Raw genomic sequence first — 24,563 nt, forward strand, 5'->3', positions numbered from 1 at the left:
AGTAATGGAAATATACATTGTAACATTAATAGTATGCTTGTTTTTGTCTGTATTTGCATATCAATCGGTATATGTCGAACGGTTAGGTGTTTGTGATTATGAAAAACTTAACGATAAATATAAGAAGCTTTTTATATTAATTGCAGTCTTTATGTTATTAATTGTTGGACTAAGAGCTGACATAATAGGTATTGACACTCTGAATTATAAGGATACGTACTTAAATTTCGGATATTATGATTTTTCCTTATTAAAAAAATATAAATGGTATGAGGAACCTGGTTACGCATTTGTAAATCTGTTGTTTAATAAATTTGGTCTGTCGTGGCAGGTTTATGCTGTGTTTATGGCGTCTTTGTTTATTATTCCAATAATGGTTTTGATTTTCAAAAATAAGATCAACTGTTTTTGGGCAATTACTATTTTTATTATGAGTGGATTGTGGACATTTTCAATGTCCACAATGCGACAAGTAGCAGCAATTGGGATAACTGTTATTGCATTTTTGTTTGAGGATAAAAAGAAGAATTTTTGGAGTCTTGTTTTTATTTTTATTGCTTCATTATTTCATGTGTCAGCAATGTTAGCATTATTATATTTCATTGTTCGAAAAATACCAGTGACCAAAAATCGTTTTTTATGTTGGTTTGGTGTTGGATTTTTAATAGTTGTTATAGGCATCGGTCCGTTGCGGAATGTTTTGGTTGGAGTAATGATCTCGTTCGGTCGCGATTATCAAGTGGATAGTGCAACTGGTGGCTTATTAAAAGAGGTATACTTTATATTAACATTGTGCGTGGGTTGGGTTTGTGGCACAGATAAAGACGATAGGTATTGGAAGTATTATAAGGCGATATTTCTTTCTGCGGTACTTTTGCCAATTATCAGAATTAATCCAACGCTATTTAGGGTGTACATGTATTTCTCTATATATGAGGTTGTTTTTGTCCCTATGATGCTTTCTAATATAAAACATAACAAATTTAAAATAATAGGTTACATTGGTTATGGAGTTACGTATACATATCTGTTTTTTTCACAAAGTATGGTAAGTTCACTGAAATTAATTCCATATAAGTTTTTTTGGTCTTGAGGTGTTTCATGAAAAAATTGTATTATATTGGTTATTATAGTGATCCCAAAAGTGAGCGTAATCGTAAAACTGCCCCAGCAGCAGATACAAAAATGGATTATATCGTCAGTACTTTGAATAAACTGGGATATGCGGTGGAAGTACTTTCTTTTTGTATTGATGATGACAGGAAAAGTGTTTTAAAAAAGAAACCAGGTTATAAAACTACAATTAAAGGTACTCGTGTTACATACTTTACTAACTATGCATCTAAGTTTCGTTGTATCAGAGTTTTGGGTAGGTTTATATCGTGGTTGAAAATAAAGAGATATTTATGTAAAAATTGTATGGGAGAAGACAGCCAAATTTTAATCTATCATTCTTTAGGACTATTAAAAGTTTTAAATCTTTTTGAGAAGAAAAAGAAAAAATTTGTTCTTGAGATGGAAGAAATATATGCAGATGTTATAGGGAAAAAAAGTCTTCGAGATAAAGAGATATCAGTAGCGCGTAAGGCAAGTGCTTATATTTTTCCGACAAAACTACTTGATGCAGAAATAAATGTTGAACATAGGCCATTTGTTATTGTTCATGGAACATATCAAGTTGAAAAAGATAGACGGTGCAATGTTTTTAAAGATAACATACAGGGTATGACAGATAAAGTAGTGCATTGCGTTTATGCAGGTACATTTGATCCAAGAAAGGGTGGTGCACTAGCAGCGGTATCAGCTACTGCTTTCCTTCCGTCTCAATACTGGATTCATGTTTTAGGATTTGGATCTGATGAAGAAATCAGAAATATGAAAAAACATATATTAGAGATTGATGAGAAATCAAAGGCTCATGTTAGTTATGATGGGTTGCTCTCTGGAGAGGAATATATCAGATTTATTCAAAGCTGTGATATAGGTTTGAGCACGCAAAATCCTGATGCGGCATTTAATGCTACATCATTTCCAAGTAAGATTCTTTCGTATTTATCTAATGGATTACGAGTTGTAAGTATCAGAATTCCTGCTATAGAGGGCTCAGATGTAGGAGACAAGCTTTTTTACTATGATGAGCAAACACCTAAACAAATTGCAGATGCCATTCTATCGGTAGATATGGCTCAAGCTTATGATAGTAGGTCAGATATTGTTGATTTGTCAAATAAATTTCAAAATGAATTGATGTTGATGATGAAGGACTATTAGTCATAAGAGTATTGCTTTTTTTCTTTTAAATAAAAGAAGGGGTGAATTTTCCTGAAAATATTTAAACGAATTTTATATTTATACAGAAGCAATGTAGAGTGCATAAAATACAGACATAAGTAGGAGAAGTGTTTAATGAGCAGAAAAATCGGTGTCATATTGTCTTATGTTTTAATGATTTTTGAAGTTCTATCAACTTTATTGTTGACACCATTTATTATAAGTACATTAGGACAAGCTGAGTATGGTGTATACAAGCTAGTTGTTGCTATTAATGCATACCTTCTTTTACTGGATCTTGGCGTTGGTAATGCTATTATCAGATATATAGCCAAGTATAGGGTAGAAAATGATAGAAATAAAGAACGAAATTTTTTAGCTGTTGCTATAATTTTCTATTTAATAATTGCGGTTATTGCAATTATCATAGGGTGTGTTTTGGTTGTTATTTTTCCTAAGGTGTTTTCCAAGGGTTTGTCTGATTCAGAGATTAGATTGGGGCAAATTTTGCTTGGCGTTACGATGTTTAATTCTGCTGTAACTCTTGGTACAACGGTTTACAATAATATTTTAATTGCATATGAAAAATTCGCAGTTTCGCGAATAGCATCTATAGTACAAATTATAGTTAGAATGATTCTTACCTACGTTGTATTAGTAGCTGGCTGGGGAAGTATTGGAATTGTAGCTGTTAACTTATTAATGACAGTTTTATGTCGTTTGTACTTTATTGTATATGTAAATTTGATAATAAAACTGAAGCCTTTATTTAGGGGAATTGACTTTTCGTTTGTAAAAGAAATAGTAGCATATTCCTCATTGATATTGCTCCAAATGGTTGCGACACAATTAAATTCTACGGTAGATCAAATATTGATTGGCTCGCTTGTGAAAGCTTCTGCTGGAATTTTAGCGGTTTATGGTGTTGGTACACAGATTGTACAATATTTTCAATCCATTGGTTCAGCGTTTACCGGTGTATTGATGCCAGGCGTTGTAAAGGTAGTTGAGGAAAGAGCGTCATCGTCTGAGTTAACTAAAGAAATGGTTAAGGTCGGTAGAATTATTTTCATGATGCTTTCTTTAATTCTATGCGTGTTTATAGTAAATGGAAAGGAATTTATCATTTTGTGGGCTGGAAATGATAATTCTCAGGCTTATGTTGTTGCAACTATTTTAATGGCAGCGTATATCTTTATATTAACTGAATCAATTGGAACACAGATTTTGTGGGCTATGAATCAGCACAAAGAGCAGTCTATACTAAAAATTGTTATTGTCATATTGAATATTGCTCTTACTGCATTATTGATTAGTTGGAACCCTTTGATAGGTGCTACGATTGGAACATTTATTTCCCTTATACTTGGAGATGTAGTGGTTATGAATGTTATATTTAAGAAAAAGCTTGATATAAGTCTTAAATTTTATTATTATGGTATTTTTAAAGGCATAGTACCTTGTTTGGTAATCGCATTTATAGTTGGCATTATCTTTAAAATATTTATGCCTGTTGGTTGGGTATGGCTCTGTGTAAAGATATCTATAATGATGTTAGTTTATGGAGTCTTACTTATAAAATTTGGAATGAATACATACGAAAAAAACATAGTATGTTCTGTACTAAAAAAAATTAAAGCAGTTGGAGGAAAATAACATGTCATTATTCACAAACAAAACCCTAATGATAACCGGAGGCACGGGATCATTTGGAAACGCAGTATTAAACAGATTTCTGGAAACAGATATCGGAGAGATCAGAATATTTTCGAGAGACGAAAAAAAGCAGGACGATATGCGTCATGAGTATCAGGCGAAAATGCCTGAGGTAGCGGACAAGATCAAGTTCTACATAGGCGACGTAAGGAATTTGCAGTCCTGTAAGGACGCTATGCATGGTGTAGATTACATATTCCATGCGGCTGCACTCAAGCAGGTCCCGTCTTGTGAGTTTTTCCCAATGGAAGCCGTAAGAACTAATATTATCGGTACGGATAACGTCCTGACAGCCGCTATCGAGGAGGGCGTTGAAGCAGTAATATGCCTTTCAACTGATAAAGCAGCCTACCCTATCAATGCCATGGGTAAGTCAAAATCTCTTGAAGAAAGCGTCGCTATCGCTAAGAGCAGATATAGCGGAAAAACTAAAATATGCTGTACTCGTTATGGTAACGTAATGTGCTCTCGTGGATCTGTTATCCCTCTGTGGATCGATCAGATCAAAGCAGGCAACCCTATCACTGTAACTGAGCCTAATATGACTCGTTTCATTATGTCACTTGAAGAAGCTGTCGACCTTGTACTCTATGCTTTCGAGAACGGAGAAAACGGCGACCTGCTTATCATGAAAGCCCCCGCTTGCTCTATCGGTCTTCAGGCTGAAGCCGTTACTGAAATGTTTGGCGGCAAAAAAGAGGATATCAAGGTCATTGGTATCCGCCATGGCGAGAAAATGTATGAAACACTTCTTACCAATGAGGAGTGCGCAAAGGCTATCGACCTTGGCGGCTTCTATCGTGTCCCTGCCGATAATAGAGGCTTGAACTATGATAAGTTCTTTAGAGACGGCGACGCAGATAGAAATACTCTTACTGAGTTCAATAGTAATAATACAAAGCTCCTTAATAAGGAAGAAATAAAGGAAAAAATGCTTAAGCTTGCATATATCCAGGAGAGATTGGCTGAGGATTGATATGTCAAAGAAGTTGGTTATCCTCGGTGCGGGCGGATATGCAAATACTGTTAAGGACGTTTCTGAACAGCTGGGTTATGATGTGATAGCTATGCTGGACGATAGATTTGCCGACCGCACACTTGATTCTTTTACTAAATATATTGCTGACGATACGGAATTTATTCCTGCCTTTGGAAATAACGAGTTCCGTTTGTCTTGGTGCGATAAAATAACTAGAGCAGACGGCAGACTTGCCACTGTTGTGCATCCTACAGCTTATGTAAGTCCTACCGCTTCTATCGAAAAGAGCGTTGTGGTGCTTCCGAAAGCTGTTATCAATACAGATGTGACAGTGAAACGTGGCTGTATCATTAATTTGGGTGCTATCGTGGACCATGGCTGTGTGATCGAACAAGGCTGTCATATCTGCCTTGGAGCAATAGTAAAAGGCGAAAATAGGATCGCAGCGCTGAGCAAAATAGAAGCCGGAGAAGTTGTGCAGCTTAGACAGTATCCTGTGAATAAATGATTTTACCAAAGGTCGTGGCTGACCTCGGGAGGAAAGTATATGGAACATAATTTTAAATGGAAAAATGACGGCAGAACAAAGGTAATGATCGGCTGCGGCACCCGCCCTGAGATAATCCGTCTGGCGGCTGTAATAAGAAGATGCCGTGAGTATTTTGATACCTGCGTTGTGTATTACAATCAGAATTGGGATCGTAACCTCAGTACAGTTTTCTGGGAGGATTTCGAGCTGAAAAACACTTTCGGCGAGTTCGGTCCTGATATTCTTGTTCCTGTAGTAGGGGATAATCTGGGCGTTACCTGCGGAAATATTCTCGGCAGAAGCTATGAACTGCTTGCAGAATTGCAGCCTGACGCCTATCTTGTCCTTGGCGATACAAACAGCTGTCTGTCAGCTATTTCCGCTAAAAGACTTCATATCCCGCTTTTCCATATGGAAGCAGGAAACAGATGTAAGGACGAGTGTCTCCCAGAGGAAACAAACAGAAGAATAGTCGACGTTATCTCAGACGTAAACCTTTGCTATTCTGAGTTTGCAAGAAAGTATCTCGCAGACACCGGACTTCCTAAGGAAAGAACATATATGACAGGCTCGCCTATGGCGGAAGTCCTCCGTGGCAATCTTGATAAAATTCAGGCTTCTGACGTTCTTAGCCGTATGGGTCTTGAAAAGGATAAGTATATTCTTCTTTCTGCACACAGAGAGGAAAATATCGATACAGAGAAGAACTTCACAAGCCTGTTTACTGCAATAAACGCATTGGCTGAAAAGTACGATATGCCGATCTTGTATTCCTGCCACCCACGTTCAAAGCACAGACTTGAAAAGAGCGGCTTTAAGCTCGACCCTAGAGTAAGAGTAAACGAGCCGCTGGGCTTCAATGACTATAACTGTTTGCAGATGAATGCCCTTGCTATCGTTTCAGACTCAGGCACACTTCCTGAGGAGAGCAGCTTCTATCTTTCAATAGGTCACCCTATTGCGGCGGTTTGTATCCGTACTTCTACCGAGCGTCCTGAAGCACTTGAAGCAGGCGACTTTATCCTTGCAGGAATTACAACAAAAGAACTGCTCAATGCCACAGATATGGCTATCGAAATGAAGCAGAAAGGCGTTCTTGGCAAGCCGTGTCCTGACTATGTGGACGAAACAGTATCAATGAAAGTCGTAAGAATTATTCAGGGATATGTTAATGTAGTCAATAAAATGGTCTGGAGAAAAGATCAGTAAGGAACGTGAAAATATGAAGATATTGGTTACAGGCGCAAAGGGCATGGTTGGAACAGCCCTTGTGAATAATCTGAAAAATATCAGAGATAACAAAAACAGAACAAGACCGAATATTTCCATTGAAGAAATATATGAGTATGATATAGATTCCACAAAGGAACAGCTTGATGAGTATTGCAGAAAAACAGACTTTGTTTTCAACCTTGCAGGGGTAAACCGTCCTGAGAATACCGAGGATTTCATGAAAGGGAACTTTGGCTTTGCTTCCGAACTCCTTGATACTCTGAAAAAGTATGATAACAAGGCAACTATCATGCTCTCGTCTTCAATACAGGCAACGCTCATAGGCCGTTATGACGGAGAATATGGCAGAAGCAAGCTTGCAGGCGAAGAGCTTTTCCAGAAATATGCCGAAGAAACAGGCGCAAAGGTAGCAATATACAGATTTCCTAACCTTATGGGTCATTCAAGACCAAAGTACAACTCATTTGTATCAACACTTTGTTACTGCGTGGCTAATGATGAGCCTTATTCCGTAAATGACAGAGCAAGCGAATTAGAGCTTCTTTACATTGATGACCTTGTTGAGGGTATGTTTGATCTTCTCGAGGGCAAGGAAAAGCATTGCGAGTTTGACGGAGTAACGCCTGTTGCAGACGATAAGGGTAGATATTGTTATGTGCCTGTTACTCACAAGGTAACTTTGGGCGAGGTGGTAGATCTGCTTGAAGAATTTAAGCAGCAGCCTAAGACACTGCTTATGCCTAAAATGCCAAACGGCTCTTTTGTAAAGAAGCTGTATAGTTTGTATCTGACTTATCTTCCTGCAGATAAATTCAAGTATGCGCTGAAAATGAATGTAGATAACAGAGGCAGTTTTACTGAGCTTGTTCATACAGAGGATTGCGGACAGGTAAGTATAAATATAAGCAAGGCGGGCATCACAAAGGGTCAGCATTGGCACAACTCAAAATGGGAGCTTTTCATAGTTGTCCATGGTCATGGTCTGATACAGGAGCGTAACATAAACACAGGAGAGAAAGTTGAGTTTGAGGTCAGTGGTGATAAGATCGAGGCTATCCACATGATACCTGGCTGGACCCATAACATAATCAATCTCAGTGATACTGAGGATCTTGTTACTGTTATGACCTGCAATGAGATATTTGATCCAAGTCACCCTGATACTTTTGGGGAGCCTGTGTAATGTCAGAATACATAAAATCCCTCCGCCAGCACCTAGGCCACAGCCCTCTGCTGCAGGTGGGAGCAAGCGTAATAGTAATAAACGAAGCAGGTCAAATGCTCATGCAGCAGAGAACAGACTGCGGAAGCTGGGGATATGCAGGCGGCTCGGTGGAGCTTGGAGAGTCTGTTGAGCAAACAGCCGAAAGAGAGCTTTTTGAGGAAACAGGTCTTAAAGCACAAAAGCTCGAACTGCTTGGCGTCTATTCAGGCGAAAGAATGCAGTATACTTACCCAAACGGCGATAAGGTGTCAAACGTTGATATCGTCTACACCTGCCACGAGTATACAGGCGAGCTTAAAATGCAGGCTTCTGAGGTGTCGCAGCTTAAATTTATGGATATCTGCGACCTGCCCGAGGATATTTTTCCTCCAAATAGACCTGCTATAGAAGATTACATCAATAAAAATAAAGCTTAAAGGAGACACTGTTATGTGCGGAATTGTTGGATTTACTGGAAATAACGAGGCAGCACCGATCCTCTTGGACGGCCTGTCTAAGCTGGAGTATAGAGGCTATGACTCTGCCGGTATCGCTGTAAGAAACGGTGACGCAGAGCCTGAGATCGTAAAGGCTAAAGGTAAGCTGAAAGTCCTAAAGGAAATGACTAACGACGGCAAGGCTGTAAAAGGTGCTTGCGGTATAGGCCATACCCGTTGGGCTACCCATGGCGAGCCGTCAACTGTAAACGCCCACCCTCATTGCAGCGACGATGAAAATGTTATCGCCGTACATAACGGAATAATCGAAAACTATCAGGAGCTTCGTGAAAAGCTTATCAAAAAAGGATATACCTTTAAGTCTGAAACTGATACCGAGGTTGCCATAAAGCTTATCGACTATTATTACAAAAAGTACCTGGGTACTCCTGTTGACGCTCTTAATCACGCCCTCGTCCGTATCCGTGGCTCTTATGCCCTCGCTGTTATGTTCAAGGACTATCCCGGTGAGATATATGCCGCAAGAAAAGACAGCCCTATGATAATAGGAGTAACTGGCGGCGAAAGCTACCTCGCTTCTGACGTTCCTGCTATCCTTAAGTATACAAGAAATGTCTACTATATAGGCAATATGGAGCTTGCAAAACTTACAAAGGGCGCAGTTGCTTTCTACAATCTCGATGGCGAAGAAATACAGAAAGAAATGAAAACTATCGAGTGGGACGCAGAAGCTGCAGAAAAAAGCGGATATGAGCATTTTATGCTCAAAGAGATACACGAACAGCCAAAGGTGATAAAGGATACTATCAATTCTGTCCTTACAGACGGAAATATAAGCTTTGAAAGCGTCGGACTCTCTGACGAGGATATGAAAAATATCCAGCAGGTGTATATAGTTGCCTGCGGCTCTGCCTACCATGTGGGTATGGTGGCTCAGTATGTTATCGAAGAGCTGACTTCACTATCTGTCCGTGTAGAACTTGCTTCTGAGTTCAGATACAGACAAATGAAGCTTGCAAAAAATAGCCTCGCTATCATCATAAGCCAGTCGGGCGAAACTGCCGACAGCCTTGCAGCATTAAGACTTTGTAAGGATAAAGGAGTAAAAACTCTCGGTATCGTAAACGTTGTTGGCTCATCGATCGCAAGAGAAGCCGATAATGTCTTCTATACCCTCGCAGGCCCGGAAATATCAGTCGCAACAACAAAAGCCTATAGCTGTCAGCTCGTTGCCGCATATCTCCTTGCAATGCAGTTTGCAAAAGCAAGAGGGGAGATATCCGACGAAAGATTTGCTCAGCTCGTTGAGGAGATCAATACTATCCCTGAAAAGATAGAGAAAATTCTCGAGGATAAGGAACGCTTGCAGTGGTTTGCTTCAAAGGTAGTGAATATAAAGGACGCATTCTTTATCGGCAGAGGTATAGACTATGCAGTAGGTATGGAGGGAAGCCTTAAACTCAAAGAAATAAGCTATATCCATTCCGAAGCCTATGCGGCAGGTGAGCTTAAGCATGGCCCTATCAGCCTTATCGAGGACGGAACTGTCGTGTTCAGCGTGGTAACACAGTCTGCACTTTATGAAAAGACCATAAGCAATATGGTCGAGGTAAAAAGCCGTGGAGCAAAGCTTTTCGGACTTACTACCTATGGAAACTATGCTATGGAGGACGTTGCTGACTTCACAGTTTACACTCCAAGGATAGATAACCTTTTTGCGGCAAGCCTTTCAGTAGTACCGCTTCAGCTTTTGTCATATTATGTATCAGTAGGAAAGGGCTATGACGTTGATAAGCCGAGAAATCTTGCAAAGAGCGTTACGGTGGAGTAAAAAGAGAAAAATACTTACATCGCTGTTTGCAGTGTACATCTTTGCCGTCCTCTGGCTCACTCTCATAGACAGACAGTGGGGAGAACGTCGGGCGGAACTTATGCCATTCTGGGAGATGCGAAACCTTTTGGAGAACATAAGCATCAAGTATCTGCGGGATTTTTGGCTGGTACAGATATTCGGAAACATCGCAATGTTTATACCTTTGGGCGTTTTGCTCCCGTATCTTTGCGGTATCACAAAGTTCAAAAGCGTTTTCCTTATGTCCCTTGCCTTTTCAGCAGGTATCGAGATAACGCAGTATATCACAGGCAGAGGGCTTTGTGAATTTGATGATGTTTTCAACAACACTCTTGGGGCATGCGCGGGGTTCACATCTTGGCGTTTAAAGATGAGATACAATAAAAAATACAAGAATGAGCAAAGTCCGTGGTGAATGGGCTTTGCTTATTGCAAGCATAGTACAATGGTCAGTATACAAGCTTCCCAAGCTTGGGATGCGGGTTCGATTCCCGTTGCTTGCTCCAAATAGCTGAGCAGACGTTTTGCCACGTCTGCTTTTTCTGTATTCGGTTATTGATTTTTTACAGATTTTATAGTATAATTAGGATTGTAAAAATAATTGCTATCAATAACTTGGCTGGACTTTAGCACGTTCACTTCGTGCAGGCGATTTACTTGTACTTTCAAATGGTGAACTTGTAACAGTTGAATGGGTTCAGCACGAAATTCTCGAATCACCTATCAAGGTTTATAACTTTGAGGTGCAGGATTTCCATACTTACTTTGTGGGCGAAAATGGGGTTTTTGTTCATAATGGGTGTGGAGATAATCAAAGTGTTTATGCTTTATACGATGAAAATACGAATCAAATCGAATATGTTGGTAGAACAAATGATCTGGGAAAAAGAAAAGCGCAACATAAAGCAAGTAATTCTTCGAGAAAAAATTTAAAAATGGTACCTATTGCTGAAGATATTCCATATGATGCAGCGAGGGGTTTGGAGCAACTTGGAATAGAAAAATATAATACTCTCAATCCTGTAAAGAAAAGCGGAAATGCTTATAATAATCAAATTAATGGAGTGAGTAAATCGGCGAAAAATGCGACTAAATCAAAAAGGTATCTTACAGCCGGCGAAGAATATGCGAATAAATTAGATGAATCATTGAATGATTATGGACTTCATGGCAGAATATAAAGGAGGTATATAGTGGGTACATGGGGGTATAAAATTAATCAAAATGATATATATAGTGATGTAAAGCAATACTATATTAGTTATCTTCAACTTGGAAAATCAAATATAGAAGCAACTAAAATGTTGATGGATAAATTTCACTGTATTTTAGTGAATGAAGATGATGCACCACTTTTTTGGATGGCATTGGCACAAATTCAGTGGCAAAAAGGAAGACTACTGGATGAAGTGAAACATCGTGCCATTGTACATATTGAAAAAGGTGCTGATTTAGAGTTTTGGTATGAGAGGTCGCAACAATTAGGCGATAAAAGGAAAAAGGCATTAAATGATTTAAAGGAACAGCTTGATTCTAAACCACCTCAGAGAAAAAAATCCCAAAGAAAAATTTTTACAGGTGTCCATGGAAAATTGGAGACGCTTTTGCATATAAAATAACAAACGAGCTTGCTACAGAAAATAGTTTGCAAAACAAATATATAATTTTTCAAAAGTCTATGGAATTGTATTTTGAAGATAAGATATTCCGAGATGGAGATAAAGTACCTTTAATTCGTTTTTGGATAAGCGATAAATGTGATTTTAAGTATACTATAAGGTATTTTCCATGTGAGCCTGAACAACCCTTGCCACTAAAAAGTGGTAATTACCATTATCTAAAGCAAATTTATTCAACATCAATTCGTAGCATTCCTAAATGTTTAATGATGCTAGGAAATTATGAGGTTTTTGTACCTAATGATGATAGTGGTTATATTGAGAAAATTGATAAATATAATTGGTGGAATTGGAACGAATTTGAAAAGCAGGTCATAAATCATTATTGTAAGAACAGGGAGATAGGGAAATTTAAATATTAAGCTTTCTGAGATGATGCGTGCAGTTTGCAATAAATGTTGCTGTGCGCATCAGTGTTCAGGAAAATAGCGAAGAAGTACATAACAGGCGAAGCAAGTTTCACCTGGGAAGAGATAAAGGGCGACTTATTTAAAGTTGCAATGACAGGAACGTCAATGTGGGGTTCTGCAAAGGACTTTGGCACTTCGTATTGCTTTGTTGCGGGTACGCTTGTCACTACTGAGGACGGATTTAAAACTATTGAAGAAATCGAAGTCGGCGATAAGGTTCTTTCGGAGGACGAAACAACAGGTGAAGTAGCTGTTAAAACGGTTACTGAAACTTATGTCAATGAGACTGACGAGCTTGTTCATATTGGTGTAAACGGCGAAACTGTTTCTGCAACGCCAACACACCCATTCTATGTTGATAAGCTTGGCTGGACACTTGCAAGAAGTCTTAGAGCTGGAGATGTTCTTGTTCTCAGTAATGGTGAACTTGTAACAGTTGAATGGGTTCAGCACGAGATTCTTGAATCACCTATCAAGGTTTATAACTTTGAAGTTGAGGAGTTCCATACTTACTTTGTGGGCGAGTGTGGGGTGTTGGTGCATAATAAATGTACTAATGTACATGGCTCTGGACATGGTCAAAATCCTAAACATAAAGATACAATTGATGCTACAATGGATGATTTTGCACAGTTTGGATACGGAACTAATGGAAAAGGTGGAGACTATGATGCGATTTATGGAAATAAGGCATTATCCACTGCTGGATTAAAAGGATCACAAAGACCAGATATAATTACAGTAAGAACAGAAAACGGGAAAACAATTTATGATATATACGAGTTTGCTAGCCCATCCCAATATACTGGTTCTACTGCATATAATAATCTAAGAAAGAAAATATCGGCAATGCAATCCCAAAATCCGAATACTGACACAGAATTTTTTAAATTTCATTTATTTGATTGGGGGTCATATTAAAAATGATTATACATAGTAATGATGAATCATTAATATGCCAATTCAATATGAACTATTATCATGATTTGCCACGTTATTTAGCTTTTCAAAGTGAAAAAATATTTTATAACTTTGGATATGAAATAAAAAAAATATATTGGGCAAAAGAAAAAAAACTATGGGCACCACCTTATAAAAGATATAAAGTGTTGCTTGAGTCAGATGAATTTTTAAATCTTGATTTTCAATCAGATTTTAATAGAAAAGATTTTGAGCCTCAGACTAGATTAGATATAGATGTTAATACAAGATACATTAATTCATTGGGAGTGATTAAATATAGTATAATAATAAACGATAAGCAACTATTAAGTAATATTTGGAATACTTACAAAATGTTAATAGAAATAATTTCTAAAATTAAAAATATAAGTATATCTGGTTATTCGTTTTTGTTGCCAAATTATTATGGAGCGGTTTCATTTGCTTCAGGTATACTGCGTAAAATGAATATGCCGTGTTCCTTAAATAATCTAGCTTCTTGGTATTCGAGTTCAGATTTGGTTAATAGCACAATTGGTTTAATTAATTGTTTTTCAGATCTGACCGAATATCAAAATCAATTTTTGATGAATATCTTTGGTAAGGATAATGTCATTAAATTTAGCAATATTACAATCTTTTACAATTCATATGCTGAAAATCTGAATATTGCAGATTATATAGTATCTGACAATTATAATGAAATTTGTAATATGTTAGAACAGAAATTACCTTTTAAAAGACATATTTACCACAAAGAGTTATAATATTTAACGTTTTGAGCGAGTGCTGCACGCGGCTTGCATAAAAAATTACCGTGTGCATCAATGTGGGGTTCTGCAAAGGACTTTGGCACTTCGTATTGCTTTGTTGCTGGTACACTTGTGACTACTGAGGACGGATTTAAGCCGATTGAAGAAATCGAAGTTGGCGATAAGGTTCTTTCGGAGAACGAGTTTACGGGTGAAGTAGCAGTTAAAACGGTTACTGAAACCTATATCAATGAAACAGACGAGCTTATTCATATTGGAGTAAACGGCGAAACAATTTCAGCAACACCAAGCCACCCGTTTTATGTTGATAAGCTTGGCTGGACACTTGCAAGAAGTCTTAAAGCCGGAGATGTTCTTGTACTTTCAAATGGTGAACTTGTAACTGTTGAATGGGTTCAGCACGAAATACTTGAATCACCTATCAAGGTTTATAACTTTGAGGTTGAGGATTTCCATACTTACTTTGTTGGTGAGTGTGGAGTGCTGGTACATAACGATTGTATAGTTGGATCTTATAAAGATTTGAAAAATGATAATAGTTCAGGTCAAAGACATCATGTAAGTCAGGATGCAGCTTTTGGTAGTGTTATACCAAGAAATGAAGGTTTATCAGTAAAACTTGAAGGAAATATTTTCACGGATACTGGCAGCGCTCATTACAATGCTCACAAAACATTAGAGGGATTTTGGGATGAATATAGACCTGGTGGTCAAAAATTTGGTCAAACACCTACGGTAGGACAATATAATAGAGCAAGTTATGATTCGCTAGTAAGTGCTGGCGTATCAAAAAGAGAAGCAGCATCTATTGTTAGAAGTGCATATGAACAGCAAGTATCATATGGTTTAACTAATAAGTCCATGGTTCCACGAATACCTCAAAAAATTCGGGGAATATAATAGGAGATAATTATGAATCTGAACAAAATGATAATTGATCATCTTATGAATATTAATTGGTTTGAGAATTGCACACAAAATGCAGTGCTTAATATTCGTTATGGTTACGAGTTTGTTTCTATTAAGAAGCTAGAGCAGTCGTTGTTAGGTGCGAAATGGCAGAATATAGAACTTGAGGAGGTTAATAAGTTAACAGAATATTTATTTCATAATTATTCTGATTTATATCAAAACAAATGGAACACTTTGGTTGTTGAATTTAAAGATAAACACTTAAAAAATTTTGATAGATTATTGTTAGCAAAAATAAATGAGGTCTTTGGTAATTTATCTACTTTGGTTATAAATTATGTTCATTGGGACATTTTAGAAATAGTAATGGCTTATACTTTTGAGGATTGTTTAGAACCGACTTTTTATTCTGAAATTCTAAAAATATATCAAAATGGTTTTTTTCCTTGTGGCTGGAGAGGTAAATTTCCTCATGGAAATATGCTGATCTATTAATTTACAACAAGGGCAAGATGGTTGTTGCTTTATTGCCCTTGTTATTTTTAAAATTAAGGAAGCTAATATTAGGCTTGTAAAAATCGTTGTTACTTTTTTGACTTCGGAACTTCATACTGCTTTGTTGCGGGTACGCTTGTAACTACCGAGCAAGGACAAGAGCCGATTGAAGAAATTCAAGTCGGCGATAAGGTTTTGTCTGAGGACGAAATAACAGGCGAAGTAGCAATTAAGGAAGTTACGCAGACTTATGTCAACGAAACTGATGAGCTTGTTCATATCGGTGTAAATGGCGAAACAATTTCTGCAACGCCGACACACCCATTCTATGTTTACAAATTTGGCGGGACTCGCTATTTCACTAAATAATGCAAAATTGTAGTATTCGTACGGAAGTGGTGGAGTATGAACAGGCTAACATACATCGCCGCAACACGATCATAAACAATTGGCTTGCCGATAGACAATGCTGCTTCTCTGTTATATCCTCGAAGTCGATAAGGTTTGTCGAGATTCTCTTTGAGTTTTCTACCGCAGCGTTTAAACTCATCCTTGATTTTCTGAATGTATTCTGCACGCTTTGCAGGATCATTTTCCATGTCCTGCAAAACGGCATAGTATGTATTCTGAGCGCACATTGCCCTGCAATAGTGGAGCCCATCTGGAACGCGTGCTTCTGCCTTTGTCAACAAGAAATCATTATTCATTTTCTCTGCACAACTAATATATTCTTTTAGCTTTGCCACTGCGATAATTCCTTTCAATACAGTACGATTATGCTTACCGCCTTTTCCAATACTATAAATGTGAACTGTCTCGCAGTCAATGAATTTTATATCATCGACTTTTAGCTTACCAAGCTCACGGCGCCTTAAACCTGTGGTCAATGCAACATCACGAGTTGTTTCACCCGTTTCAGTATTGTATCTTGTCGGATCATTCTTTAAATGAGCTCCGTGGCGTGGAGGGTGTCTAAATTCAATTGTCCTACTTCCGAAAACTTTACAAAGTGCAGAAAGATCAGTGGGATTTATTTTATGGCTGAGTAAAGAGAAATAGACAGTAAAGGTGATAAATATGTTTGATACATCACGAAAGAAAAAGAAAGATAAGAAATATTTGATAGGTAATGCTGTTATGACTGATCATGCTGCTGTGGAAATGACAGAGAAAGCAAATGTGGAGTATCATAAACCTAAATATTCATCTCAAAATAGGAAAAAGTTTTATGATGATCATTCGGCGTTAAATAACGCAAAAGACAAAGCTTTTAAAAATGGTGAAAATGCGATTGATCCTTATTCGGGTAAGAATTTGGTGAAAACACAAAAAGAGGCTGTTGCAAACTATGGTGATGATTGGCAAGCTCATGTTGCTGAATCTGATCATATATATCCGCTAAATAAGGGAGTAAAAGATTTTCAAGATGACGCATTCTTAAAGACCGATGACATAAAAGAGATCATGAATAGTGAAGATAATATTCAGATTATTTCAAGGAAGAATAATCAGACAGGCGGTAAAGGCGGTCAAACTCAAAAAGAATGGAGTACGGATCAAGAGGAAATGGAGCGCCTTGGCGAAGATAGCGGACGTTCATCTTCGGAAGTATCAGAACAGATAGTTGAAGAGGGCGAAAGAGCCAAGGAGATAATAGAAAAGCGGAAAAAAGCCAGAGTAAGAGAAAATGTTATTAAAACTGCAAATTCATCAGGTTTATATGCGGCGGGACTTTCTGCGGCATATACCGGTACAACATCAACAATAAGTAATATATCGGCTGTTGTAAGTGGTGAAAAAGATCTAGATGATGCTTTGCTTGAAATCACTGAGGATACAGTAAAGGCGACAACAAAAGGGTATGCTTACGGCGCAGGCACAACTACATTAAATCATTTCATGTCAAGTTCGACCTCAAAATTTATTGCATTTTTGGGTAAAAATAATGTGCCTGGCAAAATTATTTCTGCAGTGTCAGTTACAGGAGAAACAGTTTGTAAATGGGCAGACGGAACAATATCTGATGAAGAGTGTATTAGGGAAGTTGGGAAAAACGGTTCAACCTTTGTTGGCTCAAAAATCGGCTCAGTGGTTGGAAACTGGCTGATCCCTATTCCTGTTTTTGGCGAAATTGTTGGCTGTATGTTAGGAGGTACATTATTCAATTATGTGTATAATTGGGTAACGAGTCTGACAGACAAATATGCAGAAGTAAAACGTGAAGAAAGGGAACGCATTGAAGAATTAAAACTTAAGGCTGCATTAGAATTGCAACGACAAAAGGAATTTCAGGAGATATTTAAAAGCACATCTATTAATGCTATTGAAAATTCATTAATATTTATATTGAAAAGTGAAACATTCAAAGAACTTATAATCGAGATCAAGTCTTACTTTGTACATCATGCAGAAATTGAGTTAGAAATTGCTATGAGCATCGACGTCATGCTGAGATTGAAATATTATAGAGAAAGACTTGATGAGTATGCAAGTCGGTATTGTGAGGATCTTAGAGAGTTTTTTGATGAATCGTTTGAAGCAATGGATATTTTCTTAAAAAATAAGGAGTATGATAATGCGATTGCTGCGTCAAATAGCGTGACAATTGCATTTGGAGGAAAACCAGCAATAGAAAGCACAGAAGATCTTATACAGAAAATCACGAAAAAAGAAAAAATCAAAATTTAATGTTGAGATGTGAGATATGGATACTAATAAAAACAAATATGACGAAAAAAGTAATATTTTTCTGATAGGTGGTTTAATATTTACGGCTGCTAATGTAGTGGTAGGTGGTATTGGAAATATAGTATCTGGAGTATTCAAGAAAAAGGCAAAAGCTATCATAGATGAGGCTCAAAAACGATATGATCTGATACAAAGTGATTATCAATTAGCGTTAGATACTATAAAAGAAAAAGCATTGCATATTGTTGAGCTTAGAAAATCTATATATAAAAAAGAAGAAAAACGATTTTTCAAAGCGTTAAAAAGGTTGTCTCCTAATTTTGAGTGTACAATTTCTGGCGAAACAAATTGGATAACTGAGATAGAAACTTGTTTGAATAATATCGACGTAAATTTATCAAACATTGACATCTATATCAATAATTATACAATAATAGAGCAAAATAGAGATAACAGTGATCTTAACTATTTACTTCAGGACCTTTTTTCAGAACATAAGTTAGCACAGCTTTATGATGATGGAAAAGAAATACTTAATATAATGAAAAATAAAGAAAAAGACGAATACAAAGAAAGAATTGATGAAATAAAACTAAGTAACGTAGAAAATCTGTTAGAAGCCTGCACTTGTTCGGTTTTAGCTTCTTTAAATAGTATTAAAAATGTTTTTTCATCAAAATCTTTTGTAGATAATGCACGGCTTTTCTCTCAAAAATGCGATGAAGAAATTGAAAAGCTGAAATTAGCTAAAACTATGCTTGACAATACATTGAAGATGATCAGCCTGCAAATAAAAGCGCTTTATGAGTGTGATAAGGTAATGCGAAATTATGTTCAGCAAACTATTGATCTAATAAAAGAAAAAGACAGCTTGATACATTTCAGAAGAATATCTTTAAATAAATTTACACATGATGAAATAGGTGAGATCGCTTTTACGATATCAATAGTGCATAATGTAAATGTTATACTTAACCAGCCACTTTTTCAGGAAAATGGTTTAGAATACAATGGGGATATGAGTGACTTTAATGATGCGTATCAAAGTGTTATAAATGCAAGGAAATTGATAAAAAATGATGAGTGGGATTGACATTTGGCTAGAGATAATTTCGAAAATATTATAATAAAAAAGCAAAGCCCATAATGAACAGGCTTTGCTTTTTGCATATATAAGATGTTATTTCACCAAATAATGCAAGATAGTAGTATCTGTACGGAAGTGGTGGAGTATGAACAAGCTCACATACATTGCTGCTACTCGATCGTAGACAACTGGCTTGTTTATAGATTCAGCCGCCTTTTTGTTATATCCCCTGAGGCAATAAGGTTTGTTAAGATCCTCTTTGAGTTTTCTACCGCAGCGTTTAAACTCGTCCTTGATTTTCTGAATGTATTCTGCACGCTTTGCAGGATCATTTTCCATTTCCTGCAAAACGGCATAGTATGTATTCTGAGCGCACATTGCTCTGCAATAGTGGAGCGCATCTGGAACGCGTGCTTCTGCTTTGGTCAACAAGAAATCATTATTCATTTTCTCTGCACGACCAATATATTCTTTTAGCTTTGCCACTGCGACAATTCCTTTCAATACAGTACGATTATGCTTACCGCCTTTTCCAATACTATAAATGTGAACTGTCTCGCAGTCAATGAATTTTATATCATCGACTTTTAGCTTACCAAGCTCACGGCGCCTTAAACCTGTGGTCAATCCAACATCACGAGTTGTTTCACCCGTTTCAGTATTGTATTTTGTCGGATCATTCTTTAAATGAACCCCATGGCGAGGAGGGTGTCTGTAGTCACTTATTTTTTGACCGAAAATCTTGCATAACGCAGATAGATCAGTGTTGAGAGTATTAGCTGATAACCCCCTTGCTTCTCGTACATCAATGTACTCCTGTATATATTTTACAGCCTCATTCATTGTTAAATGACTTGTTTGAAACTTTGCATTAAGATATTTGCAGTATTGTTTTAAGACACCGAGATATCTTTTAAAAGTGCCTTCAGAGAATATCTTCCATTTAAAAGTGTTTATTCCTTTCAAGATTTCTTTGATTTCTTCATCTTTAAAGCCTTTGTTTTTTAGACTCTTAACAGCCTTAGCTTTCTTTCTCTTTTTTAAAACCTTGAATCGGTGTTTCTTTTGACCGAATGAGCGCATTCCAGTTAGCCTATTTATTAAGACATACTGCAACGTGTTGTTACCAATTTCTACTTCTACATTTTTACCGTCAATAATTCTATTTACAATTTTAAACTTGCTCATCGAAATACTCCTTTTTATGGTTCTTAATTTGTGTGTGGGTGGGGGCAAGTGCGGTTGATACTAACAGTATAAAGGTGTTATTTAGCAGCACCAAAGGCCAGTGAATCGGATTATAGACCGACCACCAAATGAAGACGTATGTCTTTCGAAAGACATACTCAGTGGACACCTTTATAGTGTTAGTGGCTCTCTTACGCCGAACCTCGCGCTACTGGTCAGGTAGACTAATTGATCTAAAAAACAATTAGTGGAACCATTTTGGGAGTATTATATTTTTTTATTAATAAATTTGTAAAATGCCAAAAGCTTCTACAAACCGTATGATTTATAATGCAAACTATAACAAAGTGGGTCAGTGCATTTATAATAAAGATCTATGGAATAGACCTTTATTAGATTTTGAATGGAATAGGTTTCATATATGCCAATATTATAAAAAACGATCATATATGCTATACAAGACGTTATTAGTCTTAACTGTTTATTCAACTACATATTTTTTACAAAACTGTTTTTTGCGTTTCCGAAAATCAGGAATGCAATGTTGGACTTTTTTAAACAAGTATTTCCTTGTTAGTATCGTTGAGCTTGTCAATTTCATATTACGTAAATCAATAGCAAATAGTATAGCCTGAATTATTTCAAATTAAAGATATTGTTTTTTTTAATGTAAAATACTTTTGTTGAGCTGACATACCACAATATGGATCATGAGCATGTTCAGATTTTTTATTGTTTTAATTTACTTCAACAAATGTTTCCTGCTGGAATTGCTGAGGTGAATTTTTTGTCATATTTCGCAAACACGACGAAAAAGCAAAAAGAGAGCCCACATTCTTTTTTTACGAATGTGAGCTCTCTATTTTTTGATACAAAAAAAGAGCATCTAAATTACTTAGAAACTCTAAACTTATACTTCTTTTAACAATTTTATCTTATCATATTTCTGTTCAAAAGTCAATGCCTTTTATCAAAAAAATAAAATTATATTTGAAGTTTATGCATTTCCAACAATGAATAATAAGCGTATTTGGATATAATGTATAAACTGATTGGCGAAAAATATCAACTATCTAAGTTGAACACTCATTATATAATAAGAAAGACAGCGAATTTCACGATTGATAGTATCTTTGTTATAAGCTTGAATAAATAAAGATACCGAGTAACTTATTATTTTATTATGAGCAGTATAAGAAAAGAGATAGATATAACATATAAGTCAATTACATCTTTTTTTATATTGCAGCTAATTATAGGTGCTTTGTCAATAAAAACTGAACCACTTATCCTTATTTCTTATTTATTTGCTTACTTATTATAGTTTTATGTTTATATAAATGAAAATTTGTTGCTTTCTAATGCATTATCTTTAAAACTTCTTGAGCTATTGCTTTTTTAGGGCAAACGTGATACAGAAAATAAACAACTATTATTTGCATTTAAACGATATATCTTCTTCCTTTGTAATATAAGCGGTGCTTTCTTCTTATATATTATAATGAGTAGCTTATTCTTCTTATTTTATCTTATAACAAGAATAAGCAAACATACTGAGTATGTATGATCAAATAAAACTGAACCACTTATCCTTATTTCTTATTTATTTGCTTACGTATTACAGCTTTATGTTTATATAAATAAAAACTTGTTATTTTATAATGCGTTATCTTCAAGCTTTGCAGTAATATTACCAATTAAATGTTTGCGCATTTGTATAAAAAGCTGATTTTATCTTTAAAACAACTTGAGCTATTGCTTTTTTAAGGCAAACGTGATATAGAAAATAAACAACTATTATTTGCGTTAAAACGATATATCTTCTTAATTTTGAATATATAATATGTCATTTATTTTCTTATCTTATAAGTTGAACAAATATATCAAGTAATACAATTTTATTTATAATTATAAACAGTGTTATGGTGATCTGTCGTGGTGCTGCTTGTATCTTTTTCTGGGTACCTTTCGTTGATAAATATATATGCTTTCTTTTTTTGCTATGTCAAAAAGCATTTGCAAGAATTCTTGGCTATCTTCAAATATCACTTTTTGCGCCTTTTTAATTAATTCTCTTTTTGTTATATTCCAGAAATCTGTATACTTTAAGGAATGTGTATTATACAAAAGTGCAACTGTCCAAATTTGTTCGCTTTTAAATTTGACAGATCGTTTTGATGTGTGATACAATATATTTGGCAAATAAATGTCAAAATGTAATGAAGTAAACATTATATAAAGAAAGGGATTTTTGAATGAACAATTATTGTTTAACAATGTGGGCAGAAGAGCCGATAATATGCAGTGAGTGTGGAAAGGATATCGGGTGGGAAAGAGTAAGTATTGAACAAACACCTGTAAAGGTCGTTCCAGAGTTACTGCGGAGAGATATTGGTATAAAAGAGGGCGAAACCACCGAGATAACTTTAAGTGACAGAGAAATAGATGATATCCGAATATATTTTGAGGAACAACACTCTTGGCATACTTTTGATATATATAGAATGTATGATTATAAAATGACACACCCTGGCAGCAGGATAAGAGCAAGGGTAACGTCTGTAAAAATGGAACTTGTTGAAAGACCAGACTTTGATAGGATACACAAGAGCATTTTAGTTATATGCTCAATATTAGGTATCTTATTTGTGGCATTAAAAGCAGAACGAATTTGTTTTATTTTAGCTTATGGTGTCTTGACCGGCAGTATAGCCTTTAGAATGTTTCTTAAATGCATAAGCACAATAAAAGAATCAAAGAATGTTCTTCTTTTTGGCGGTGAACGTCTTACGCTGTATGTAGATAAAAAATTAAAATGCGACTACTGCGGCTGTGAAATAAATCATCAATATGATCATAAGCACTCTGTTACTTGGACAAGTGATCCGGAAATGAAGCTTATAAAGCAAAAGATAAATAAGATATCAAAAACAAAGTGTACGTATGGTATGCTGGATAGAAGAAATGATATTAAGCTTTTATCTTGTGAGGATATGGAGGATATAATAAAGCTCCAGCAGGATTTTTCTAAAAAAGAAAGAATAAAAAACGCTGAAGCTTTGAAAGACATAAAAGATATGATAAATAACAATGAGTGTTCGGCTTATCTTGTGTTTGATGAGGATATTAGTGAGTTTGAGGATAAATGATTGGTTGGTACAAAAAGGCTGGATTTTGTACCAACATATTGATGAAAAAATAAACCCTACCCCATACCCCAAAAATAATCTCTATCCGTTGTAAACTGTATGACCTTTGAATAGCCCTTGGTCGTATAACCTTTAGGCACCAATTCTATCTCCGAGAAAACATAATCCGTGTCATCTTGGTTATAGTTCGTGTTAAAACGAAACACATTCTTCGTCATATATTCGATATAGTCATGATAGTTGAAGTCCACACCATTATATGAAGCCTTTACATTGTGATGAAAAGTCCGTCCTGCAATTATCCCCTCACGCAGTTTTGCCAACGAAATGTATTTTCCATTGTCATTGGTCAGATAAAGCCGATAAGTCGGGTCGAGCATTATTCTTGTACCGGAGGGCATAAGGCAATCCACCACAACATGACAATCCACAAACGGCTCTTCATAGGGCTTGCAAGTCACTATCCTTGCTTTTATGCCATTCATTCTGAGGGCTTCCGCAAGGATAATAGACAAGCCCCTACAGTTGGTTTTTAGCCCATTCTTTTCGCAGCTTTTTATTACACCCGTAATGCTATGATCCGACTGTAACACTGCGTCACCTGTGTGACTAAAGTTATCACATACAAAATCCAGCATTGAAAACACTAGCGCATCTTTGTTTTCCAGGTCAGCTGCACAATATGAGCGGTAATTATACTTGTCTAATATCTCAGGAGCAGGTCTGTTCAGCACCATTTTCATAGAATGTTTTTGTATTTCCTGTTGACGTTCATAGTCGCTGTATCTTCTTAGAATATCAATACGGCTTTCGTCAGGAACAGGTTTTTTAACCCTTTTATTAAGCATTTTGAAGATTAGCCCGCAAATAGAGCCGAAAACAACTCCTACGCTTACTGCAAATATGATTCTTAAAATCATGGCCCTATCCCCTTTAATATTTTTTGTCAGCATTATTATATCATACTCATCCACAATTTTAAACTATTTAGCAATTAT

General features: G+C 36.3%; 21 protein-coding genes, 1 tRNA gene and 2 pseudogenes. 21 read left to right on the forward strand and 3 right to left on the reverse strand.

What is annotated here, in order from left to right:
* Positions 1 to 4 precede the first annotated feature (4 nt).
* From KQH97_RS02470 to KQH97_RS02555, 18 genes and pseudogenes are all read left to right on the forward strand, one after another.
* On the forward strand, positions 5 to 1,093 hold the full coding sequence (locus KQH97_RS02470) for an EpsG family protein (protein WP_216552512.1): 1,089 nt from the start codon (positions 5 to 7) through the stop codon (positions 1,091 to 1,093).
* A gap of 8 nt (positions 1,094 to 1,101) precedes the next feature.
* Complete coding sequence (locus KQH97_RS02475; RefSeq protein WP_216552514.1) at positions 1,102 to 2,271, forward strand: hypothetical protein; 1,170 nt, start codon at positions 1,102 to 1,104, stop codon at positions 2,269 to 2,271.
* A gap of 135 nt (positions 2,272 to 2,406) precedes the next feature.
* Positions 2,407 to 3,927, forward strand: a complete 1,521-nt coding sequence (locus KQH97_RS02480) for a polysaccharide biosynthesis C-terminal domain-containing protein (protein WP_216552516.1) — start codon at positions 2,407 to 2,409, stop codon at positions 3,925 to 3,927.
* A 1-nt stretch (position 3,928) separates the two neighbouring features.
* Positions 3,929 to 4,963 carry a polysaccharide biosynthesis protein gene (locus KQH97_RS02485; RefSeq protein WP_216552518.1) on the forward strand — a complete coding sequence of 345 codons (1,035 nt, stop codon included), beginning with the start codon at positions 3,929 to 3,931 and terminating at the stop codon, positions 4,961 to 4,963.
* Between the two features lies 1 nt (position 4,964).
* On the forward strand, positions 4,965 to 5,474 hold the full coding sequence (locus tag KQH97_RS02490) for a hypothetical protein (protein ID WP_216552520.1): 510 nt from the start codon (positions 4,965 to 4,967) through the stop codon (positions 5,472 to 5,474).
* A 39-nt stretch (positions 5,475 to 5,513) separates the two neighbouring features.
* Positions 5,514 to 6,704, forward strand: a complete 1,191-nt coding sequence (locus KQH97_RS02495) for a UDP-N-acetyl glucosamine 2-epimerase (RefSeq protein ID WP_216552522.1) — start codon at positions 5,514 to 5,516, stop codon at positions 6,702 to 6,704.
* Between the two features lie 13 nt (positions 6,705 to 6,717).
* Entirely contained in the window at positions 6,718 to 7,911 is a 1,194-nt protein-coding gene (locus tag KQH97_RS02500; RefSeq protein WP_216552524.1) for an NAD-dependent epimerase/dehydratase family protein, read from the forward strand.
* Positions 7,911 to 8,369, forward strand: coding sequence for an NUDIX hydrolase (locus KQH97_RS02505; RefSeq protein WP_216552526.1), 459 nt, complete (start codon positions 7,911 to 7,913; stop codon positions 8,367 to 8,369). The genes KQH97_RS02500 and KQH97_RS02505 overlap by 1 nt, the downstream gene beginning before the upstream one ends.
* Positions 8,370 to 8,382: 13 nt before the next feature.
* Entirely contained in the window at positions 8,383 to 10,221 is a 1,839-nt protein-coding gene (gene glmS / locus KQH97_RS02510) for a glutamine--fructose-6-phosphate transaminase (isomerizing) (RefSeq protein WP_216552528.1), read from the forward strand.
* Positions 10,172 to 10,657 carry a VanZ family protein gene (locus tag KQH97_RS02515; protein WP_216552530.1) on the forward strand — a complete coding sequence of 162 codons (486 nt, stop codon included), beginning with the start codon at positions 10,172 to 10,174 and terminating at the stop codon, positions 10,655 to 10,657. Before glmS ends, KQH97_RS02515 begins: the two co-directional genes overlap by 50 nt.
* Positions 10,658 to 10,673: 16 nt before the next feature.
* Positions 10,674 to 10,748 (forward strand) — tRNA-Gly (locus tag KQH97_RS02520).
* A gap of 123 nt (positions 10,749 to 10,871) precedes the next feature.
* Positions 10,872 to 11,423 (forward strand): annotated as a pseudogene (locus KQH97_RS08725) (polymorphic toxin-type HINT domain-containing protein); the annotation flags it as partial.
* 12 nt (positions 11,424 to 11,435) lie between these two features.
* On the forward strand, positions 11,436 to 11,861 hold the full coding sequence (locus KQH97_RS02530) for a hypothetical protein (RefSeq protein ID WP_216552532.1): 426 nt from the start codon (positions 11,436 to 11,438) through the stop codon (positions 11,859 to 11,861).
* Positions 11,862 to 12,316: 455 nt separating this feature from the next.
* Positions 12,317 to 13,252, forward strand: a complete 936-nt coding sequence (locus KQH97_RS02535; RefSeq protein WP_216552534.1) for a polymorphic toxin-type HINT domain-containing protein — start codon at positions 12,317 to 12,319, stop codon at positions 13,250 to 13,252.
* 2 nt (positions 13,253 to 13,254) lie between these two features.
* Complete coding sequence (locus tag KQH97_RS02540) at positions 13,255 to 14,040, forward strand: hypothetical protein (RefSeq protein ID WP_118159258.1); 786 nt, start codon at positions 13,255 to 13,257, stop codon at positions 14,038 to 14,040.
* Between the two features lie 60 nt (positions 14,041 to 14,100).
* A complete protein-coding gene (locus KQH97_RS02545; protein ID WP_253286348.1) occupies positions 14,101 to 14,946 on the forward strand; it encodes a polymorphic toxin-type HINT domain-containing protein in 846 nt (281 codons plus the stop codon).
* A gap of 12 nt (positions 14,947 to 14,958) precedes the next feature.
* Complete coding sequence (locus KQH97_RS02550) at positions 14,959 to 15,453, forward strand: hypothetical protein (RefSeq protein ID WP_216552538.1); 495 nt, start codon at positions 14,959 to 14,961, stop codon at positions 15,451 to 15,453.
* Between the two features lie 120 nt (positions 15,454 to 15,573).
* Positions 15,574 to 15,822, forward strand: a pseudogene (locus KQH97_RS02555) (polymorphic toxin-type HINT domain-containing protein); the annotation flags it as partial.
* Here the strand turns inward: KQH97_RS02555 and KQH97_RS02560 are convergent.
* Entirely contained in the window at positions 15,807 to 16,340 is a 534-nt protein-coding gene (locus tag KQH97_RS02560) for a hypothetical protein (RefSeq protein ID WP_216552539.1), read from the reverse strand. The pseudogene KQH97_RS02555 and the gene KQH97_RS02560 overlap by 16 nt on opposite strands.
* 190 nt (positions 16,341 to 16,530) lie before the next feature.
* On the opposite strand from KQH97_RS02560, the gene KQH97_RS02565 reads away from it, so the two are divergent.
* The gene (locus tag KQH97_RS02565; RefSeq protein WP_216552541.1) at positions 16,531 to 18,141 is read left to right on the forward strand and encodes a hypothetical protein; all 1,611 of its coding nucleotides are present in this window, start codon (positions 16,531 to 16,533) and stop codon (positions 18,139 to 18,141) included.
* A 16-nt stretch (positions 18,142 to 18,157) separates the two neighbouring features.
* The gene (locus KQH97_RS02570) at positions 18,158 to 19,234 is read left to right on the forward strand and encodes a hypothetical protein (protein WP_216552543.1); all 1,077 of its coding nucleotides are present in this window, start codon (positions 18,158 to 18,160) and stop codon (positions 19,232 to 19,234) included.
* A gap of 87 nt (positions 19,235 to 19,321) precedes the next feature.
* On the opposite strand, the gene KQH97_RS02575 is transcribed toward KQH97_RS02570, so the two are convergent.
* On the reverse strand, positions 19,322 to 20,416 hold the full coding sequence (locus tag KQH97_RS02575) for a site-specific integrase (protein WP_216552545.1): 1,095 nt from the start codon (positions 20,414 to 20,416) through the stop codon (positions 19,322 to 19,324).
* 2,255 nt (positions 20,417 to 22,671) lie between these two features.
* On the opposite strand from KQH97_RS02575, the gene KQH97_RS02580 reads away from it, so the two are divergent.
* Positions 22,672 to 23,565, forward strand: a complete 894-nt coding sequence (locus tag KQH97_RS02580; protein ID WP_216552547.1) for a hypothetical protein — start codon at positions 22,672 to 22,674, stop codon at positions 23,563 to 23,565.
* A 56-nt stretch (positions 23,566 to 23,621) separates the two neighbouring features.
* Here KQH97_RS02580 and KQH97_RS02585 read toward each other — a convergent pair whose 3' ends face one another.
* A complete protein-coding gene (locus KQH97_RS02585) occupies positions 23,622 to 24,485 on the reverse strand; it encodes a transglutaminase-like domain-containing protein (protein ID WP_216552549.1) in 864 nt (287 codons plus the stop codon).
* Positions 24,486 to 24,563 lie beyond the last annotated feature (78 nt).

Origin of the sequence: Ruminococcus sp. MSJ-25, from assembly GCF_018917825.1 — a bacterium.
GTDB lineage: Bacteria > Bacillota > Clostridia > Oscillospirales > Ruminococcaceae > Hominimerdicola > Hominimerdicola aceti.

Excerpts from the sequence above, each read along its gene's own strand:
- KQH97_RS02470 (WP_216552512.1), top strand. The coding sequence starts at position 5 with ATGGAAATATACATTGTAACATTAATAGTATGCTTGTTTTTGTCTGTA.
- KQH97_RS02475 (WP_216552514.1), top strand. The coding sequence starts at position 1,102 with ATGAAAAAATTGTATTATATTGGTTATTATAGTGATCCCAAAAGTGAG.
- KQH97_RS02480 (WP_216552516.1), top strand. The coding sequence starts at position 2,407 with ATGAGCAGAAAAATCGGTGTCATATTGTCTTATGTTTTAATGATTTTT.
- KQH97_RS02485 (WP_216552518.1), top strand. The coding sequence starts at position 3,929 with ATGTCATTATTCACAAACAAAACCCTAATGATAACCGGAGGCACGGGA.
- KQH97_RS02490 (WP_216552520.1), top strand. The coding sequence starts at position 4,965 with ATGTCAAAGAAGTTGGTTATCCTCGGTGCGGGCGGATATGCAAATACT.
- KQH97_RS02495 (WP_216552522.1), top strand. The coding sequence starts at position 5,514 with ATGGAACATAATTTTAAATGGAAAAATGACGGCAGAACAAAGGTAATG.
- KQH97_RS02500 (WP_216552524.1), top strand. The coding sequence starts at position 6,718 with ATGAAGATATTGGTTACAGGCGCAAAGGGCATGGTTGGAACAGCCCTT.
- KQH97_RS02505 (WP_216552526.1), top strand. The coding sequence starts at position 7,911 with ATGTCAGAATACATAAAATCCCTCCGCCAGCACCTAGGCCACAGCCCT.
- glmS (WP_216552528.1), top strand. The coding sequence starts at position 8,383 with ATGTGCGGAATTGTTGGATTTACTGGAAATAACGAGGCAGCACCGATC.
- KQH97_RS02515 (WP_216552530.1), top strand. The coding sequence starts at position 10,172 with ATGACGTTGATAAGCCGAGAAATCTTGCAAAGAGCGTTACGGTGGAGT.
- KQH97_RS02535 (WP_216552534.1), top strand. The coding sequence starts at position 12,317 with ATGTTGCTGTGCGCATCAGTGTTCAGGAAAATAGCGAAGAAGTACATA.
- KQH97_RS02540 (WP_118159258.1), top strand. The coding sequence starts at position 13,255 with ATGATTATACATAGTAATGATGAATCATTAATATGCCAATTCAATATG.
- KQH97_RS02545 (WP_253286348.1), top strand. The coding sequence starts at position 14,101 with ATGTGGGGTTCTGCAAAGGACTTTGGCACTTCGTATTGCTTTGTTGCT.
- KQH97_RS02550 (WP_216552538.1), top strand. The coding sequence starts at position 14,959 with ATGAATCTGAACAAAATGATAATTGATCATCTTATGAATATTAATTGG.
- KQH97_RS02565 (WP_216552541.1), top strand. The coding sequence starts at position 16,531 with ATGTTTGATACATCACGAAAGAAAAAGAAAGATAAGAAATATTTGATA.
- KQH97_RS02570 (WP_216552543.1), top strand. The coding sequence starts at position 18,158 with ATGGATACTAATAAAAACAAATATGACGAAAAAAGTAATATTTTTCTG.
- KQH97_RS02575 (WP_216552545.1), bottom strand. The coding sequence starts at position 20,416 with ATGAGCAAGTTTAAAATTGTAAATAGAATTATTGACGGTAAAAATGTA.
- KQH97_RS02580 (WP_216552547.1), top strand. The coding sequence starts at position 22,672 with ATGAACAATTATTGTTTAACAATGTGGGCAGAAGAGCCGATAATATGC.
- KQH97_RS02585 (WP_216552549.1), bottom strand. The coding sequence starts at position 24,485 with ATGATTTTAAGAATCATATTTGCAGTAAGCGTAGGAGTTGTTTTCGGC.